The 18,747-nt window shown below is 49.3% G+C and carries 13 protein-coding genes; 11 read left to right on the forward strand and 2 right to left on the reverse strand.

Annotation, left to right across the window (positions count from 1 at the left end; all coding sequences use genetic code 11):
* Positions 1 to 3: 3 nt before the first annotated feature.
* From NST04_RS09260 to NST04_RS09270, 3 genes are all read left to right on the forward strand, one after another.
* Positions 4 to 885 carry a carbohydrate ABC transporter permease gene (locus NST04_RS09260; protein WP_341184004.1) on the forward strand — a complete coding sequence of 294 codons (882 nt, stop codon included), beginning with the start codon at positions 4 to 6 and terminating at the stop codon, positions 883 to 885.
* Between the two features lie 17 nt (positions 886 to 902).
* A complete protein-coding gene (locus NST04_RS09265) occupies positions 903 to 2,522 on the forward strand; it encodes an extracellular solute-binding protein (protein WP_341184005.1) in 1,620 nt (539 codons plus the stop codon).
* A gap of 67 nt (positions 2,523 to 2,589) precedes the next feature.
* Positions 2,590 to 4,032 carry a glycoside hydrolase family 32 protein gene (locus NST04_RS09270; RefSeq protein WP_341184006.1) on the forward strand — a complete coding sequence of 481 codons (1,443 nt, stop codon included), beginning with the start codon at positions 2,590 to 2,592 and terminating at the stop codon, positions 4,030 to 4,032.
* A gap of 152 nt (positions 4,033 to 4,184) precedes the next feature.
* Here the strand turns inward: NST04_RS09270 and NST04_RS09275 are convergent, their stop codons facing one another.
* On the reverse strand, positions 4,185 to 4,658 hold the full coding sequence (locus NST04_RS09275; RefSeq protein ID WP_341184007.1) for a DUF2798 domain-containing protein: 474 nt from the start codon (positions 4,656 to 4,658) through the stop codon (positions 4,185 to 4,187).
* 189 nt (positions 4,659 to 4,847) lie between these two features.
* On the opposite strand from NST04_RS09275, the gene NST04_RS09280 reads away from it, so the two are divergent.
* The 3 genes from NST04_RS09280 (at position 4,848) to NST04_RS09290 (ending at position 8,302) form a co-directional block, all read left to right on the forward strand.
* The gene (locus tag NST04_RS09280) at positions 4,848 to 5,264 is read left to right on the forward strand and encodes a MarR family winged helix-turn-helix transcriptional regulator (RefSeq protein WP_341184008.1); all 417 of its coding nucleotides are present in this window, start codon (positions 4,848 to 4,850) and stop codon (positions 5,262 to 5,264) included.
* A 279-nt stretch (positions 5,265 to 5,543) separates the two neighbouring features.
* Positions 5,544 to 7,373: an APC family permease gene (locus tag NST04_RS09285; protein WP_341185213.1), complete on the forward strand. Its 1,830-nt coding sequence runs from the start codon at positions 5,544 to 5,546 to the stop codon at positions 7,371 to 7,373.
* A gap of 191 nt (positions 7,374 to 7,564) precedes the next feature.
* Positions 7,565 to 8,302 carry a hypothetical protein gene (locus tag NST04_RS09290; RefSeq protein ID WP_341184009.1) on the forward strand — a complete coding sequence of 246 codons (738 nt, stop codon included), beginning with the start codon at positions 7,565 to 7,567 and terminating at the stop codon, positions 8,300 to 8,302.
* On the opposite strand, the gene NST04_RS09295 is transcribed toward NST04_RS09290, so the two are convergent.
* Positions 8,277 to 10,583: an AraC family transcriptional regulator gene (locus NST04_RS09295; RefSeq protein WP_341184010.1), complete on the reverse strand. Its 2,307-nt coding sequence runs from the start codon at positions 10,581 to 10,583 to the stop codon at positions 8,277 to 8,279. The genes NST04_RS09290 and NST04_RS09295 overlap by 26 nt on opposite strands.
* Positions 10,584 to 11,013: 430 nt before the next feature.
* Here NST04_RS09295 and NST04_RS09300 point away from each other — a divergent pair, with 430 nt between their 5' ends.
* The 5 genes from NST04_RS09300 to NST04_RS09320 all read left to right on the forward strand — a co-directional run bounded on the left by NST04_RS09300 (position 11,014) and on the right by NST04_RS09320 (position 18,390).
* Entirely contained in the window at positions 11,014 to 12,531 is a 1,518-nt protein-coding gene (locus NST04_RS09300) for an extracellular solute-binding protein (protein ID WP_341184011.1), read from the forward strand.
* 105 nt (positions 12,532 to 12,636) lie between these two features.
* Positions 12,637 to 16,275, forward strand: coding sequence for a polymorphic toxin-type HINT domain-containing protein (locus tag NST04_RS09305; RefSeq protein ID WP_341184012.1), 3,639 nt, complete (start codon positions 12,637 to 12,639; stop codon positions 16,273 to 16,275).
* A gap of 21 nt (positions 16,276 to 16,296) precedes the next feature.
* Positions 16,297 to 16,635, forward strand: coding sequence for a hypothetical protein (locus tag NST04_RS09310; RefSeq protein ID WP_341184013.1), 339 nt, complete (start codon positions 16,297 to 16,299; stop codon positions 16,633 to 16,635).
* 339 nt (positions 16,636 to 16,974) lie between these two features.
* The gene (locus NST04_RS09315) at positions 16,975 to 17,316 is read left to right on the forward strand and encodes a DUF3969 family protein (protein WP_341184014.1); all 342 of its coding nucleotides are present in this window, start codon (positions 16,975 to 16,977) and stop codon (positions 17,314 to 17,316) included.
* Positions 17,317 to 17,568: 252 nt separating this feature from the next.
* A complete protein-coding gene (locus tag NST04_RS09320; protein ID WP_341184015.1) occupies positions 17,569 to 18,390 on the forward strand; it encodes a helix-turn-helix domain-containing protein in 822 nt (273 codons plus the stop codon).
* Positions 18,391 to 18,747 lie beyond the last annotated feature (357 nt).

Below are 18,747 nucleotides of genomic sequence, written 5' to 3' on the forward strand. Positions count from 1 at the left end.
AGTATGGATATTCAATATTCCGGGAAGGACCGGATTCTGGTTGTTATCACGTATATATTGCTCGGTCTGTTCATTCTGGTCATTCTGTTTCCGCTGGTGTATGTCGTGCTGGCCTCCTTCTTAACCCCGAATGTGCTCATTACCAAGGGGCTGGCTATTGCGCCGTCGGACTGGACGATTACAGGTTACGTCAAAATTCTCAGCAACGACGCGATGATCCGCGGCTTCTTCAACGCCTTGTTCTACTCTGCCGCCTTCGCGCTGGCTACGGTCTTCTTCTCCGTCTTCGCGGCGTATCCGCTGTCCATTGAGGGGCTGGCCGGGAAGCGGCCGGTGATGATCTTCTTCCTGATTACGATGTTCTTCGGCGGCGGTCTGATTCCGACTTATCTGGTCGTGAAGGATCTCGGGATGCTGAATACGGTGTGGGCGGTCATTCTGCCGGGGGCGATCAGCGTGTTCAATATTATTCTGGCGAAGACCTATTTCCAGGGCCTGCCCAAAGAGCTGTTTCAGGCGGCGAGTATCGACGGGGCCTCTGATCTGGGCATTTTCTTCCGGATTGTGCTGCCGCTGTCGAAGCCCATTATCTTCGTGCTGGCCTTGTATGCCTTCGTGGGACAGTGGAACTCTTACTTCGATGCCATGATTTATCTGGACGATTCGCGGCTGTTCCCATTGCAATTGGTGCTGCGTTCGATCCTGATTCAGAATCAGGTGCAGCCCGGCATGATTGCCGATGCACTGGCCCAGGCGGAGCTGAAGAAGCTGTCTGAAATGATCAAGTACTCATCCATCGTTATCTCCAGCCTGCCGCTGATCGTGATGTACCCGTTCTTCCAGAAGTACTTCGAGAAGGGTGCCATGGTCGGCTCCATTAAATAATACTAGGGGGAATTTATATGAAAAAATCATTGCAAACCCTGTCTGTGCTGGCACTCTCGGCTTCCGTGCTTGCGGGCTGCGGCGGAGGAAACAGCAATTCCTCGGCCTCCGAGGATTACAAGCTGGAGAATGTGACGCTGCCGCTTAAAGAGAAGGTATCGCTGCACTTCATGTCCCAGAGCTCCGCGCTGGCGCCTGCCGACCCGAACGAGAAGCTGATCTACAAGCGGCTGGAGGAGAAGTCTGGTGTGCACATCGATTTCACCAATTACACGAACGACGCTTTTATTGAGAAAAGAAACCTGGCGGTAGCCAGCGGCGACCTGCCGGATGCGATTATCGATGCCGCCTACTCGGACTACGATCTGCTGACCCTGGGCAAGGACGGGACAATCGTTCCGCTGGAGGAGCTGATTGAGAAATACATGCCGAATCTGCAGAAGGTGCTGGCCGCCGCGCCGGAGTACAAATCAATGATGACCGCGCAGGACGGGCATATCTATGCTTTTCCTTGGATAGAGGAGCTGGGCTCCGGCAAGGAGAGCATTCATTCGGTCAACGGGATGCCGTGGATCAATGTGGAGTGGCTGAAGAAGCTCGGACTGGCTATGCCAACTACGACGGAGGAACTGAAGAAGGTGCTGGTCGCCTTCAAGAATGATGATCCGAACGGGAACGGCCAGAAGGATGAGATTCCGCTGTCTTTTGTGCTGAATAACGGCAATGAGGATATGAACTTCCTGTTCGGCTCGTTCGGCCTGGGAGATAACGGCGACCACACCGTGGTTACCAATGACGGCAAGGTAGTATTCACTGCGGGCCAGGACGGATACAAAGAGGGCATCAAGTATCTGAATGAGCTATACGCGCTGAATCTGATTGACGAAGAGGCGTTCGAACAGGACTACAATACGTATCTGGCCAAAGGGCAGAGTGAACGCTACGGCCTCTACTTCCAGTGGGATAAAGCCAATATTACCGGCTTCAACGATAAATACGATCTGATGCAGCCGCTTGCCGGACCCACTGGAGAGGTCAATGTGGCCCGCACGAACAACTTCGGATTTGACCGTGGACGGATGGTGATTACCGGATCGAATAAGAATCTGGAGCTTACCGCCAAGTGGATTGACCAGCTCTATGAGCCGCAGCAGTCGGTTGAAGATAACTGGGGAACGTATGGGGATGAGACGCAGCAGAATATTTTTGAATACGATGAATCGGCCAAAATGCTGAAGCATCTCCCGCTGGAAGGCGCGGCTCCGGTTGAATTGCGCCAGAAGACCAGCATCGGCGGACCGCTCGCGATCCTGGATGAATACTACGGTAAGGTGACCACGAAGCCTGATGATGCCGCTTGGCGTCTGGACCTCATGAAGGAGAAGCTGGTTCCTTATATGAAGGCCGACAACAACTTCCCGCGTGTCTTCTATTCGCTGGAGGACCAGAAGGAATTGACCGCCATTGAGACCGACCTGTTCGCTTATGTCAACCGCAAGCGTGCGGAGTGGACCAAGACCGGGAAAGTGGAAGCGGAATGGAAGGATTATCAGGCAGAGCTGTCCAGACTCGGGCTGGATAAATGGCTGGAGATCAAGCAAAGAGGATATGACAGCTACCTTAAGAACAAAGGCTGAGGCTTAAATGGGCTGCTGCACAGGGCTCAACATATAAACAGATAAAGGTGGTAATGGAGTGGAAATTATGGGGAGAACCAAACACAGGCCGGCGCTGCATTTTACGCCGGGGCAGCATTGGCTGAATGATCCGAATGGGCTGGTTTATTTTGAAGGCGAATATCATCTGTTCTATCAGTATCATCCGCATTCCTCCATCTGGGGGCCGATGCACTGGGGCCATGCCGTCAGTAAAGACTTGATTGCCTGGGAGGAGCTGGACATTGCGCTGTATCCGGACGAACACGGCTATGCGTTCTCCGGCAGCGCAGTCGTAGACTGGAACAATACCAGCGGACTGTTCCCCGAGAAGCCGGGTATCGTTGCGATCTATACGAGCCATCTGGAGCCTACGGAGACGTCGCCTTCCGTGCAGAGACAGAGCTTGGCCTACAGCCATGATAATGGCCGGACCTGGAGCAAATATGCAGGAAACCCGGTGCTGGCGCATCCTTCCAAGGCGGACTTCCGTGATCCGAAGGTATTCTGGTCCGAAGTTCACGGGAAATGGATTATGGTGCTGGCGACGGATCAGACGATCACGTTCTACTCCTCCCTGAATCTGCGGGAGTGGAGCCTGGAGAGTGAGTTCGGCGAGGGCGCAGGCTCTCATGATGCCGTATGGGAATGCCCGGATCTGTTCCAGCTCCCGGTGGAGGGGACAGGAGACAGCAAGTGGGTGCTGCTGGTCAGCATCGGTGATAACAGCGGGGCGAGATACGGCTCGCGGACGCAATATTTCGTCGGCGGGTTCGACGGCTCTGTCTTCACGCCGGAGCATGGCGATATCCGCTGGCTGGATTATGGCAAAGACAATTATGCCGGGGTCAGCTTCTCGGGTATTCCGGCAGCGGACGGGCGGCGGATCTTCATCGGCTGGATGAACAACTGGCGCTATGCCAATCAGATTCCAAGCCAGGGCTGGCGCGGAGCAATGACGATTCCGCGGGTACTGACGCTGCATGAGGCAGAAGGCCGCACCTTGATCCGCCAGCAGCCGGTAGCGGAGCTAGACCGTTACTTTGCGGCAGAGTCCGGGACATTGCCGGAGATGCTGCTGATACCGGGCGAGCGCCAGGATATCAAGTGCAAGGATTCAGCCCTGGAGCTGCGGCTTGAGCTTGCGGACAACGAAGCTGAAGAATTCGGTCTTATTATTCATCATACCGCTACCGAGTATACCGAACTTGTCTACTCTGCTGCCGGCGGCACTCTTACTCTGCGCAGAGATCAGTCCGGCGAGACCGGCTTCTCCGAGATATTCCCCGATCTCCAGAGCACGGAGGGTATGGGCAGCCTGAAGAACCTGCGTATCCTGCTGGATGCCTGTTCGGTGGAGGTATTCGCAAATGACGGCCTCACCGCCATCACCAGCCTGATCTTCCCCGGAGGCATCTGCTCCGGCCTAAGTTTCTATGCTAAGGGCGGCAGTGTACGGCTGCGGGATGGACGCTTGTCTTTCATGGAATAAATAGTCAATAGGATGAAGCCCGGACAAGGGTGTTCCGCACAGCCATGAGATCATGGCTGGCTGAACACCCTTTTTGGTGTGGCGGGAACCCGCAGCCATGGCTTGCGGACATGCACGTATTCGGGAACGTGGAGAGCTGGTTTCAGCCAGGCCTAGACGCCCGGTGCTGCCGTACGGACCGGAAACATACGGCTGAACAGGAAGCGGGTCAGCGGACCGGCTACCAGCAGCTGGAGCGGCAGGGCGCAGATGAAATTAAGCCCCAGGATGGAGAAGTAATGACGGAAGAAGTTGTCCCCGAATCCGAAGTGTGCTAGTGTGCCGTATAGAGACATGAGGATGACCATGCCGCAGACCATGAAGCATGAGATCGCCAGTATTTTGCGGATAGGGGGTGTGGACGGCTTCACTATTTTGAAGGCCAGTCCTTTGGCAATTCTGCTAACCACCACAATATCGCAGAACAGGGCAACGGCAAGTGCCGGGAGTAAGCCCACAGCCACATCCGTGAACAGCCTGCTGTTGAATCCGTTCGCTATAATCACATTGTAAAAAGACATAAAGACGACCATGCAAAAACACATCATACTGGTGAAAATTAAAGCTTCTTTTTTGTTGCTGCCCATGTTTCCGAACTCCCTTAAATGTAAGTTTGTCAAACTTCACTTATAGTAGCAGTGGGAGGGATTATTGTCAACCTAGTTGACAATTAGAACGGTATGATTGTCCGTCTGTGCTGGCCTTTCTTCCAACAAATTATGGATTAAGCCCGAAGCGGGTACCGTAACTGCATTTCTACAATGGAGGACTTGTAAATGAAGGAATATATGAGCGGGTTAAATCTGGTCGATATGATCAGCGAGAAGCATAAGGTGCTGCGGGATAAGGTGAACGAGATGAGCGGAGAGCCGCTGAATAAGACGGAGACGCATATTCTGGCGATGCTGGAGCAGCACGGCGTTCTGTCCATTTCGGAGATCAGCAGGCTGATCAGCATTTCCCGCCAGGGGACGCAAAAGACGATCAACAATCTGCTGGCCGAAGGTTACGTAGATACTGCTGCAAAGGGAGGAAACAGCCGGGACAAGCCAATCGTGCTCACTGCGAAGGGGACAGCGTCTTGCCGGAGTATGCTGGAGATCAAGCAGAATATTGAAGCCGAAATCACGGCCCGGATCGGTAAGGAACAGGTGGAGCTGCTGCGGACGCTGCTAACACAGGACTGGCTCTAAGACATCCTGAAAATGGCTGAATATAGCAAAAAAAGCTGAAATAAGCAAACGGGACGGAGCGGAAAGCCTGCTTGGTCCTTTTTGCTGTGTCTTTCGGCGAATTACATTTATTATTCATGGTTTGGAGTTTGTCTAGGATATCTGCATATATACAGATGGTGATAAAAGAATTAATGTAGTATCGAACGGGCAGCAAAAATAGTGTCTGTATCCAGTTATAGGTCAGATTTTATTTGTGCACCAGGGGTAATATAACTTTAAAAAAGTCGGTGAGTGATGATGATGTCTTCGGTAAAAAGGTTCCTGATCGGACGGCCGCTAAAGTCCGATCAGCTGGGAGAACAGAAGCTTAACAAAACCAAGGCCCTGGCCATTCTGTCCTCGGATGCCTTGTCCTCTGTGGCCTATGGCCCGGAGCAGATTCTGCTGGTGCTGATCACGGTTAGCACAGCCGCATTCTGGTACTCCATTCCGATTGCAGGCGGGGTACTGGTGCTGCTGCTGGCCCTGATACTCTCCTATAGGCAAATCATCTTCGCCTATCCCCAGGGCGGCGGGGCTTATGTTGTATCCAAGGAGAATCTGGGCAAGTATCCGGGGCTGATTGCCGGGGGCTCCTTGCTTGTCGATTATATACTTACCGTAGCGGTGAGTGTCTCTGCGGGAACGGATGCGATCACTTCAGCTTTTCCGAGCCTGCATCCTTATAATGTGATCATTGCCATCATCTTCGTACTGCTGATCACGACACTCAATCTGCGCGGGGTCACCGAGTCGGCATCTTTCTTGGCTTATCCGGTCTATCTGTTCGTCCTGGCGATGTTCATTATGATCGGGCTGGGACTGTTCAACGTGCTGACCGGGAGAGTACCGGCAGAGCTTCATACCTCACTGGGAACACCGGTGGCCGGAATCAGCCTGTTCCTGCTGCTGCGGGCGTTCTCCTCGGGCAGCTCGGCGCTGACGGGGGTAGAGGCGATATCGAATGCGATCCCCAATTTCAAGGCGCCGGCACCGAATAATGCAGCCAAAACGTTGGCGGCGATGGGAATTCTGCTCGCGCTGTTATTCTCAGGCATCGTCTTCCTGGCCTATTATTATGGCATCGCTCCGCGTGAAAAGGTTACGGTGGTCTCCGATATTGCCGAGCATGTCTTTGGCCGCAACTTCATGTATTATGTCGTGCAGGGAACAACGGCCCTAATTCTGGTTCTCGCGGCGAACACCGGATATTCCGCGTTTCCGCTGCTGGCTGTGAATCTGGCGAAGGATAAATTCATTCCCCGGATGTTCACCGTACGCGGAGACCGGCTGGGCTACTCGAACGGAATTCTCAGCCTGGGTATCTTGTCGATTATCCTGATTATTGCCTTTAAGGGGCGGACGGAGCATCTAATTCCGCTGTATGCAGTCGGGGTCTTCATCCCGTTCACCCTGTCGCAGACGGGCATGATCGTCAAATGGCTCCGGCACAAGCCGGAGGGCTGGCTGCCCAAGCTGATCATTAATGCAATTGGGGCGCTGATCAGCTTCATTGTTACAATGATGTTCTTCCTGACCAAATTCACGCAGGTCTGGCCGGTGCTGGTCTTCCTGCCGCTGATTATCCTGTTCTTCTACCGCATCTACAAGCATTATGAATCGGTCGCCGATCAATTGCGGGTAGCCACCTGCGGGGAGCCGCCGCTGGCGATTGAAGGAAATATCATCATCCTGCCGGTGGCCGGTATTACCCATGTGGTAGAGAATTCCTTGCGGTATGCCAAGTCGCTGGGCGCAGAACAGATTATTGCCGTCCACATCCCGTTCGAGCGGGAGGATGACGCTATTTTCGAAGAGAAGTGGAAGAAGTTTCATCCGGAGGTACGGCTGGTCACGCTGTATTCACCTTACCGCAGCATCATTCATCCTTTGAGCAAGTTCATTGATACGGTTCAGCGCAAGGCGAGCGAGTCGAATTATCAGGTGACCGTCATCGTTCCTCAATTCATACCGAAGAAGGGCTGGCATAACATTCTGCATAACCAGTCCAGTCTGCTGATCCGCACGCATCTGCTGTACCGGCGCAATGTAATTATCACTACCGTCCCTTATCATTTGAAAAAATAACAAGATTATGCGCAGGGAAGCCTCCAGCTTACGGATATCCGCAGGCTGGGGGCTTTCTGTACCTCCCCGGCATGTGATAAGCTTGACTCCATAAGCGCAGATTCGCTTCTTCAAGGTTCGGTTAAGCTAGTAGCAACAGTCAGCGGATGGAGGGACAGAGGTTGAAGAAACGCAGGTTGAACGGTACTCGAATGAAGGCAATATTGATTATGCTTATGTTTGTCCTGCTGCTTACAGGCTGCGCGCAAGGCACGGCCCATGTAACCGTGAAGAAGGACGGCTCCCTTAATCTGGCCTTCAGTCTTATGCTGGATGCCCGGGCAGAGAAGCTGGTCAGCGGCAAGGTGGAGGATCTGCTCTCGGAGCGGCTGGCGGATGCCGGCATAGAGCTGAAGAAGACAGCAAGCGGCAAATCCACCGAATACCAATTTCAGAAATCCTACGCCTCCATGGAGGAATTGAAGAACAGCAGCAGCGGCTTCGATATTGTGGAGGCTGAGGTGGGACAGACGCACAGGTGGCTGTATACCAAATACGACGTGGTGGCCCAGCCTAAACTGAACGCTTACTCCGATGAGATTATTGACGGCCTTGGCAGCTTGAATGTCCCTAAGTCACTGGTGCGTCTGCTGATGGGCAGCTTCTCCGTGGATTTCAAATTAACGATTCCTTATGACCTATACGGTGAGAATAATGCGGCTGAACAGGACGGCAACACGCTGACCTGGCATGTATCGCTGGCAGATTCCGAGCCTATCCGGCTGGCAGTCTATGTACCGGATATCAGGAATATTGCGATTGCAGGGGGCGGCCTCCTGCTGATTATAGCTGTACTCATTACGTATTTTATCCGAAGAAAACAATCCCGCAGCAAGCCCAAAGCTCCGCCTGAAGGCCCTGCGATCAATCCGCCTCCCGGACAGCCCTAGGCTTCGTGTGGAAGCTGTCCCGGTACTGGCCGGGGGTCATCCCCTCCTGCTTGCGGAAGGAACGGATGAAATTCTGTGAATTGTTGTATCTCAGGCGGGAGGCGATATCCTTTACGGGCATATCGGTCTCCTCCAGCCATTTTTTGGCCATTTTGAACCGGTACATAGTCAGGTAATCACTGAAATAATACTGCGTTTCCTTGCGGAACACACTGCTGATGTAGTTGGCATTATAATGCAGCCGCGAAGCGCACTCCTCCAGCGTCAGATCCTGGTCGTACTCATGCTGGACGATATCGATCAGCTTCTCGGAGATATTATGATACTGGGCGTTCTGCCTGCTGTGGAAGATGACGATAACCGGCTGGATCACGATGGTCCAGAACCAGTCTTCAATCTCGGCCACGATATGCAGATCGGTCAGCTCCTCGAACAGGGAACCGCCCGCGTGGTAGATCTGATTCAGCGTAATTCCCGATTCCTGCATCATAATGAGCGTATTGTTCAGCAGCCGGGTCAGCGGAATCTGATATTCCTGCGGCGACAGTCCCAGCGCAAAAATACACTTGAACAGCTTATGCAGCAGCTCTTTCGCCTTATCGCTGTCCGCCAGCTTGATGGCGTCCATCAGGTCATTTTCCGTATGGGTCGGATAGTTCAGATTAAGATAATGCTTGCCGGAGTTAATATTCTCGTACTGGATAATGATACCTTTGCCCAGAGTAATCCGGTGCTTTAGTGCTTCCAGGCTCTCCCGGTAGGCAATGGACATTTTGTCAAACGAATGAAACGGCAGGCTCAGCCCAATGCTGACCTGCAGCTTCAGGACCTTGTTAATCTCCTGCTGGAGCTTCTCCGTAAGCGCATAGAGCATCCGGTGAAAAGCTTCCGTACTCTCATCCTCACTGCCGATGACGACAGTCAGGGCATGGCCCATCATCACAGGGGTTAGCCTGTGCTGCGCAGAGACCAGCTCCTGAGTCATATTATGCGCTGCGAATAACAGCAGATTGAGATCCTTTTTCTCATAGCTGTTCTCTTCGGAGAAGTCGATGCTCAGCGTAATGACAGCCATCGTCTTCCATTCCTCGACTTGCTTGCCGTACCCGTATTGCTCCAGCTCCTCCATCAGCTCGCGTCTTCTCAGATTGCCTCCGAACGCCTGAATCAGAAAGAAGGTCCGCACCTGTCCGAGATGCTGGCTGACCTCCTTCTCCAGCTGTGACTTGGATTGGAACAGGGAATGCACCTGCTCGCCGATGAGCTGGAATTCATCCGTACGCCCTGCCCGCAGTCCGGGACGGCGCAGTCCAATCTGTGTGAGCAGCCGTTCAATAGGTGTATACATGCGCCTGGAGCCTAGCCACGCCAGCAGCACAGACAACAGCAGCATGAACGTGCAGACGAATACCGTGTAGGTGCCGATTTTGCCGGATTCGCGGGTCAGACTCTTGATGGAGGTGGCCGACAGATAGATCCAGCCGTTCAGCTGGGAACGCATATAGGTGATCGAGTAATCGGCTTCATTAAGCTTGGTCTTGAACTGTCCCGACGGCTGGGCGGCAGTGGCGATCTGCTCGAAGCCTGTGAATCCGGCCGCTGTGGCAGGCTCTCCGATCAGCTTGTGGTCCGGATGCAGCAGAATCCGCCCGCTTTTATCCAGCACCATAATACTGTCCAGCGGCTGCATATCAGGATTAATGAAGTCCTGAAGACTGCAGGCCGGAATATTGGCCAGAGCCAGTCCGTATTTCTGCAGCTTGGTCGTCGGCAGCTTCTTAATCAGACTGATGCTGTACTTGCAGCCGGTCACGTTAATGCTCTCTTCACTGTAGAACAGGGAGGAGGGGTTCAGCACCCAGGAGGAGCTGCCTTCCACATTCAGCAGATTCGTGAGCTGCTCGTAATTGCGGTATTCATTTAACCGGTAGAGCCCGGAATTCTTGATCATCCAGTTCTGGCGCTGATTGAGCAGGATGACATCCTCCAGCCGCGTATCGAAGGACTGCATATTACGGATCTCATTGCGGATGTCGTTATACAAAATGAAATCGTTTTCATTTAGAGGGTTGTTCATCGCTTTCTTCAGCACCGAAGAGTTCACGACCTGATTCAAGGTCTGGTTGACAGTATTCAGCTTATGTTCTACATTTGAGGTGATTTGTAAAATGAGTTCCTTTTTGCTTTCGTTAACATTTTTTTGAATTTCGCTGGAGGATGTGAAGTAGGAGAACGAACCAATGAACAGCACCGGCAGGATGCTGATGGCGAACGCGAACATAGTTAATTTACTGAGAAAGCTAAGACGTTTCAACAGCGTTCAGCACCTTTGCATGAAATATGGAAATCACTGTCTTAAGTGTATGCATCACGAAGGATAATAACAATAATCATCTGGTGCCGCAATAATCATTTTCTCTAATCATTCGCTAATATGTTTAATTTCTCAATGAGTACATAAGACACACTAAGGATTTGACCTTGAAGCATAATCGTCACTGCGGTGAACATTTGGACTTCCAGCCGCTGCCCGTCAACAGATTTCCTGATTCAATCCGCTCTTCGCGGGTGAAATCCGTTGACAAAGGCGGACGCTACCGCTCCTCCAGTTCCAAATTTCCCCTCCGCTTCTTTGCTTTTTATTGTATCCTAAGTGCTTCTTATTGTAGATCATTCATCAATATAAATATTACGCTTCAGGGGGTTATGGAATGTTCAACCGGTTAACGGGCAGGAAGAAAGCTCTTGCAGGGTGCTTCATCCTGTTTTTATTGTTCATGATGTTAAGCGCTTGCAGCGGGGGGGAGTCTGAGCGTTCCGATTCAGCGGGTGCCCCGGCGCCGATCTCGATTCTGGCACCACTGCATTTTCCGCAGACGCCTTCGGCGGAGCTGATCGCCGAGATTGAGAAACTGACCGGGTCTCAGCTCGATATCACCTGGGTGCCGGAGGGCGTCTACACAGACAAAATGAATACCGCACTGACCACCGGCTCCCTCGGCAAAGTGACGTTCGTGAAATTCACCGATTATAATCCGGTTAAGAATATGATCCGCTCCGGCGCTTTTTGGGAGATTGGTCCCTATCTGGCGGAATTTCCGAATCTCAGTCAGCTGAATGCAGCGATTCTTAAGCAGACTTCGGTGGACGGGGGGATCTATGGCCTTTATACAGAAAGACCAGCCTCCCGGCAGGGTATTATTATCCGCAAGGACTGGCTGGAGAAGCTGCATCTCAGTCCGCCCGGAACGCTGGAGGAGCTGTATGAGGTGATGAAGCAGTTCACTATGAATGACCCGGACGGCAACGGCAAGGCAGACACCCTCGGACTGGTGGACCGCAACGATCTGGTGTACGGGGTATTCAAGACGTTAAGCTCCTATTTCGGCACGCCAAATAACTGGAAAATTGAAGAGGGACAGTTCGTCCCGGAATTCGCCACGCCTGAATATATGAACACGATGAACTTCATGCGTAAATTGTACAAGGAGCATATCATTAACCAGGATTTTGCCCTGACCAGCAAAGAGGTGCAGCGCGACAAGTTCATCCGGGGAACAGCGGGGATCTTCATCGGGAGCATGACGGATGTGCAGCGGCTCTCGATTGAGGCCAAAGCGATCAACCCCAAGGCGGAGCTGACGCTGATTAACCGGATTAAGGGGCCGCGAGGATACAGGGTATGGTCCATCCCCAAGTACAACGGCTTATATCTCTTTTCCCGCAAAGCCATTGCCACTGAGCAAGAACTAAAGCAGGTTCTCGGATTCTTCGACCGCACGATGGATGAGGATGTCGCCAACCTGATGGCGTACGGCTTCGAAGGCCGCCACTATAAGCTGGACGTGTACGGCAAAGTGATTCTCCCGGAAGAGACCTCCCAGCTTCGGGTGTATGAAGTCAATCCGCTCAACTCCCTGATGATCGCCGATGTGGGCAATGCGCATATTAAGGAGGTCGCACAGAAGGAGCAGCTCACCGCCCTGGCCGACCAGCTCAGCCGGGATAATGAGCAGTTCCTGGTCGATGACCCCACCGTGTCACTCACCTCGCCCACCTATGACGAGAAGAACGCCGAGCTCACCGCCATCATCACAGACGCCACGTACAACTATATTCTCGGCAACATCGACGCCGCCGGCTTCGCCGGTGAGGTCGAGAAATGGCGGATCAGCGGCGGCAGCCTGATTATTCAGGAGTATGGGGAGGCGCGGGGGAGGAGTGAGTGATTCGTTCAAAGCCAGACACAACCGTTAACCAGTGACAAGTATAACAATCCTGGAATTAAGCAGCATTATACTACAACATATCAATATGAACCAAAGTATCGATTCTTGGATACAACATCCTGGTATCAGAATGAATCTGATCCGGCTCCAAAGAGTGAACGGTACACGTATACAGATAAGGGCAGACCGGCAACGGCAACCAATGCTTTGGGTGAGCAAACCACATACAGTTATGATAGCCGCAATACATCAGGTGGAATCTCCCAAGTAACGACAGAGAAGATTGCCAACGGTCAAATTGTTGCTAGAAATATAACTCTATATGGGCCGGAAAGCCGTTATGCGTATCCTACTGAACAACAACAATATTTTAATATTGGCAAAGCAGATCAGAAAATTGTAAAAACCTATATGACTTATGATCTTGGGACGAGGAATTTAAAAAGCCAAAAAGATGGAAACAACCAGATTGTAGAGTATGAATATGATGCGGCTGGCCGTCCCAAAAAAGAAACCTATCCAATCCGAACCAATAGTAACGGTCAAACCTTCAGAGAGGTTATCGATTACAATTATTATAATCAATCTTCGGTAAACTTTGATTCTGTCAATGATGGAACGTTCGTTTTAAAAGTGAATACCATTAAAACCCTGACTTATTTGGCCACGAACACTTCGGTGTCGATTAATTCAGCTGTGTATTATAACGGACTCGGTCTCGGCCTTATGGAAGAGCATTGGAACAGTAATGTCGGAAAATGGGTTTTTGCCCATTATCATTACGATGACCAGGGACGGGCAACCTATCAGAAGGATACGGAAGGTAATGAGATTACAGCAACGTATGATGTTTGGGGGAAACAGAACCGCGCAACCAGTGCCAATGGAGATCTTGTGGTTAGTGACTATAATACCAAGATGCGTTTGAGCACTAAATATATCAGTGATAAGATCACAGGCGAAGCTCTAAACTATTCCGAGCAGCAATTCGATGAATGGGGGAACCTAAGTTCCACATTTACCTATAAAGATTGGCCTGCCAATCAACAAAGGATTAGTGAATCGTATCGGTATGATATTAGAGGGAACGTCACCGGCTATACCGATCCGAACAGGAATCTGAATGAAGATGGCGTTACAATGTCGTATACTTACGATGCCCTCGACCGGTTGATTGCTGTCAAGGATGCTTTGAATCAAACGACGAAGTACGCATACGATGGTAACAGTCAGCTATCAGCAGTAACCATCCAAGCCAAAAATGGTTCGCCGCAAATGCTAAATGCCAAAACATATAATGAACTGGGTCTCCTTAATGTGAAGCAGGATGGAGCCTCACAGAGCGAGAGCTATGCGTATAACAGTCTTGGTCAACTAGAAGCTAAGACAGACCGCAACGGAAGCGCGTTCGGATATACGTATGACGAAGGTGGCCAACTGAAAAATAGTTTCATTAGCGGGAAGATTAACAATGTAGCGCAAACCGAAGAAACAAAGATAATCCAATCTGCAGGCAATTCCCAGACAAAGAAAATACAAGCTCTTAAGAATGGGGCCATTGCTGCTACTCTAACCCAAACCTTCGATAATTTGGGTCAGGTCAGATCCGCATATGTACAATCTGGTACTCACTCAGCATACATTGCTAACAAGCTGGACACTCTGGGCCGTATGACAGAATTAAATGACTCATATATGAGCTTCTACACCAAGTATCAATACAACAAGGTGCGCCTGGAAAAGGTGCAGACCAATGGAAGTTCTACGCTGAGCAATGATCCGTCCGTCAATGCACAATATAGCTATTATGCCAATAACCTGGTAGACACCATTGTATATCCAACCTTGACAGATGGAAGCAGACTTATCAGCAAATATACCTATAACAAGGCGCTGGGCTGGACGGAGACGCTGACGAATACGAAGGGGAATTCGGTCCTCTCCAGCTACAGCTACGGTTATGACAATAATGGTAACCGGACCTCGGTTAGCGAGTCGCGTAACGGGACAGCGGCACAAACGACCTATTATGGATACGATGTATTAAATCGGCTGGAATCTATCACACGGCCGGATGGCAGCCAGACTAAATATACTTACGATGTGCGTGGCAACCGGCAGACCCTATCTGATACAAGCAGTATAGGCTTTGAAACGATGGATACCAGTTATACGTATGATTTGCAGAATACTCTTACGAGCATGACTAAGGGAGGCTCGGTAACGAGCTTCAGGTATTATGCAGACGGCTTACGGTTTATGAAGACTAACGGCAGTACGCAGACGCAAGTGGATTATAACTTCCAAGGACAAGTGATCACTGAAGGGAAACTCGTTAACGGGGTGTTAGTGGAGCAAGCGAACTTTGTCCGTGGTGACCGGGTGCTGGTCAAGAAAGACAAAAAGACTGCCCAAGACTATTACTACCTGTACAATGGCCACGGCGACGTGGTGCAGATTGTGAATACAAGTGGAGTAGTGGTTAATAACTACAATTACGATGAGTGGGGGAATATCACAGGTCAAGTGGAAGGAGTATCCAACTCCTTCAAGTATACTGGTGAAGTGCATGATGCTGAGACGGGACTGTATTACCTGCGGGCACGATACTATGATCCTAGTATGGGGCGATTCCTAAATGAGGACACAGTTGAGGGGCAGATTGATAATCCGCTGACGCAGAACTTGTACACGTATGTAATTAATAATCCGTTAATTTATATAGACCCTACAGGACACATGCATGCAGAAGGTGCTGGTTGGGGTGGTTTTGCGGGGAACAGATACTCGGCAACAGATCCATGGAAAGGCTGGAGCGGGCCGGTAGGAAGTGTTGCTAATTTCTTAATCTTAGATGACGTGAACACCCTTCGGGACCCTGATTCCTCCGCATTAGCCAAGGGGCTAGCAGCAGCAGGTTTTATACCCCTAGGTAAGGTCGTCAAAGGCGGAAAGTTAACGCTGCAACTGCTCAGCAAAGAAGGGAAAGTTGTAGAAAAAGAATTCAAGCTAGCTGGAGACGCATTAAAGGCAGCCCAAAAGGCATGCAATTGCTTCACCGCCGGAACAAAGGTTCAAACCGACAAAGGGGAGAAACCTATCGAAGATATTGAGGTAGGGGATAAGGTTCTCGCTAAGTCTGACGAAACCGGAGAAGTGGCATATAAAGAAGTCGTGGGGCTGTTCCAAAAGCAGGCTGACGAAATCTACTATGTCCATGTCGGGGATGAAATTATTGAGGTTACAGGTGAACATCCTTTCTGGCTGGACGGTAAAGGATGGACGTTTGTTAAAGACTTGAAAGTTGGCGACTTGCTTGTTTCAAGCGATGGTTCAAAACTGACGATAGATAAGATTGAGAAAGAGCCAAGAAAAGCAACGGTTTATAACTTTGAGGTTAAGGATTTTAACTCTTACTTCGTCTCTAATCTTGGTGTTTGGGTGCATAATTGTGCACTGATAAAACTGCCAAGTGCACGTTGGATTAATCATGATGTCTTTAATGAGTTAAAAAAATTACAATTGGATAAGAAATTCACTAAAGCAAAAGATATGGGTTATGCAAAAGCGCGTGAAGGGGCGGATGGGATAATTAGTCTGACTGAAAAAGAAATTGTTAAGTACAAGGGGTACACCTATAATTATAAAATAAAAGTTGTAGGAGCACCAAATCATGTAAGGGTCTATGGAAGAATAGATGAGAACGGAGCAATGGTGTTTGATCATATGACAAGTGGGAAATAGCAGAAGGGATTGACGATAGAGATGGATTTGAAATTAATAGAACAGACGTTTAATCGCATTTATGAATTTGAAAAAATCAAAGATTCAACTCGTAAGATACTTGAAGACCTTTTACTTAAGTCCTCAATCAACTTTTTAAACGATGAGAAGGGGAATTTACCAAAAGGGCTAGAGTATTCAGATTTATTGATTCAGTATAAATGTGTGAATATCTTTGTGAATAGTATTGATAGAGAATTTCCTTATTTTAGAATTTGTTTTGACTTGGTTCATCCAAAGACGGAAATTCAAATATTCTATTATCATGTTGATTATAATATTGATGGTAAATTTTCGGATGATTACTTTGGCAGATACTGAATGATAGTTTGTTTGGCCTTGGGGAAGCAATTCTTCAAGGTTTTTCTTTTACTCATTGTATGCGTTTCTCTCAAAGTAGTATTGCTGAACAAGCAAGAGATAATTGCTATGTCTTCGTTTATTGGGGATATGATGTTAAAGAGAATTTATCTATTGGGTGTGAATATGTATCAAACTTTAAAAATTAAAATGAAGCCATGCTCTGATGAGGGTGTTGCTTGAGTTATTTTCTAACTTCACCCAGTGCCGAATGAATCTGAGGCATACGTTATAAGAAAGTAACCCTCATCACACCCGTATCATATTCCTTAACCAATGCCCCTAATAAGGAGTGATCTATTGAATTTACAAATTGAATTGGAGCATTCAGATGAAATTCAAAAGTTTTTATGTATATTAAATATTGGAATGCTTGATGCCTTGCTTAATGGGGCATTAACTCTTGAAGACGCATATGCGTATCTCTATCGTCCATATGTAGCACAACTACTAGGACAAAATAATGCCATTAAGGAAATAGTTAAATTGTTTGAAGAATGCTGTATGTTAGAGGATATACGAGATATAGTTCCTGAAAAGCTACAAGATGCACTTAAGCTGAAAAAGCAAGAAATGTTAGATTTACTTAAGTCCTTACCTGCTACAGAAAAATCGGGGTATTGGCTTAACGAACTTGACTAATGATTCATAGACCTTGAGGGGCGGTTATCCTCAAGGTCTTTTTTGTGACCGAAACTATGCATTACTCTATTTATGAATGTGAGGAGGATGGCCCTTGTACCAATAGTGGCAATCGTAATGCCAAATTTTTAAAGTTTAGGAAAAATACATAATTAGTACTTGATTAATGAATCGACCACTGGTGTATTTTGTTTAACATAAAAGGGATTTTATTCTATAAATGACAATTTGAGAAGGGAGGGTGGTTAGGACTTGCAGGCAACGACTACGATGTTATCGGAACTGGAGGAGTATTTGCGGCAGAAGGGATTGTCGATTACGGAATTCGCCAAGCGTTCTCAGCTTCATTCGGGGACACTCAGCAATATCCTTCGCGGGCACCGGCCTATTGCCATGCAGCAGTTGGATCGGATTACCGAGGCCATGGGACAGGAGGAAGGTTACTTCTATGACTTGTATATCGATGACTATATTATTCGTGGTTCCTCAGACTGGAGAAGGATTGGACCGCTGCTGCTCCGCTGTGCTGACCTGAATAAGTTGGACAGTATCCAGCGCCTGGCCCGCCATATTATGGACAACCTGATGTATGCGCCCCTGCTGTTTGAGACAGCAGAAGAATTATTTATGGCCGGTAAAAAGGATGCCGCTGCTGCAATCTACGAGATTGTCGCCGAAGCCGAACGCTATCAGCATTCGGGACGGCTGGCACTATGCCAGTTCAGGCTTTTTATCATTTCGCTCAGTGATGATCAGAACCGGAACCTGTGGGCAGCGAACCGGTTTGAGCCTTTTGTCGAACGGTTGGATGAAGTTGATCAGTTGGATGCACTGAAGGAACTCGCCAATACATATCGTTCCGTACAGCACTGGGACAAGGTCGATGAATGCGCCGCCAAGATGGGTCACAAAGCCAGAATTCAAATGAGCTGGAGGTCCGGCCTGAACGGCGAATGTCCGAGTCTCCCAAGCTCCCCGGCAGACCGCTGTTCTTCTACATTGCATACAGTGATTTGCTGCGGGGGAATGTTTGTGATGAACAGGGTGACTATGAGGGGGCTTTGGGTTACATAAGTGGTTATGCGGATTTAAGTTGGGTAAGGGAGCATGCTGAGGAGGTCGAGTATTGGAAAAGTCTGTTCATGGAGTGGTCTGAAGCTAATACTTGTCTAGCAAGGCTTTGGAGCGGGGAAAAGGATGTTGATCTATATACTAAATTATTTCAATCAGGAAATACAAGAAGATATAGAATTTTGAAACCCTGTCACAGGATATTGTGGTGGGGTTTTAATTTTGTGGTGACAAAACACCTTGCATTTCTAAATATTTATAGAAATAATACTTATATTAGCGCTTACAAAAAGATTGAAATGAGAGTCGGCTTTTTTGAAAATCATATTATGGAGGCGAAGAGGTGAGGGAGGGAATTAA

The sequence above is a fragment of the Paenibacillus sp. FSL H7-0756 genome (genome assembly GCF_038006765.1).
Lineage (GTDB): Bacteria > Bacillota > Bacilli > Paenibacillales > Paenibacillaceae > Paenibacillus_AQ.

What these genes read in the sequence shown, in the direction of transcription:
- NST04_RS09260 (WP_341184004.1), top strand. Translation starts at nt 4, where the DNA reads ATGGATATTCAATATTCCGGGAAGGACCGGATTCTGGTTGTTATCACG.
- NST04_RS09265 (WP_341184005.1), top strand. Translation starts at nt 903, where the DNA reads ATGAAAAAATCATTGCAAACCCTGTCTGTGCTGGCACTCTCGGCTTCC.
- NST04_RS09270 (WP_341184006.1), top strand. Translation starts at nt 2,590, where the DNA reads ATGGGGAGAACCAAACACAGGCCGGCGCTGCATTTTACGCCGGGGCAG.
- NST04_RS09275 (WP_341184007.1), bottom strand. Translation starts at nt 4,658, where the DNA reads ATGGGCAGCAACAAAAAAGAAGCTTTAATTTTCACCAGTATGATGTGT.
- NST04_RS09280 (WP_341184008.1), top strand. Translation starts at nt 4,848, where the DNA reads ATGAAGGAATATATGAGCGGGTTAAATCTGGTCGATATGATCAGCGAG.
- NST04_RS09285 (WP_341185213.1), top strand. Translation starts at nt 5,544, where the DNA reads ATGATGTCTTCGGTAAAAAGGTTCCTGATCGGACGGCCGCTAAAGTCC.
- NST04_RS09290 (WP_341184009.1), top strand. Translation starts at nt 7,565, where the DNA reads ATGAAGGCAATATTGATTATGCTTATGTTTGTCCTGCTGCTTACAGGC.
- NST04_RS09295 (WP_341184010.1), bottom strand. Translation starts at nt 10,583, where the DNA reads ATGTTCGCGTTCGCCATCAGCATCCTGCCGGTGCTGTTCATTGGTTCG.
- NST04_RS09300 (WP_341184011.1), top strand. Translation starts at nt 11,014, where the DNA reads ATGTTCAACCGGTTAACGGGCAGGAAGAAAGCTCTTGCAGGGTGCTTC.
- NST04_RS09310 (WP_341184013.1), top strand. Translation starts at nt 16,297, where the DNA reads ATGGATTTGAAATTAATAGAACAGACGTTTAATCGCATTTATGAATTT.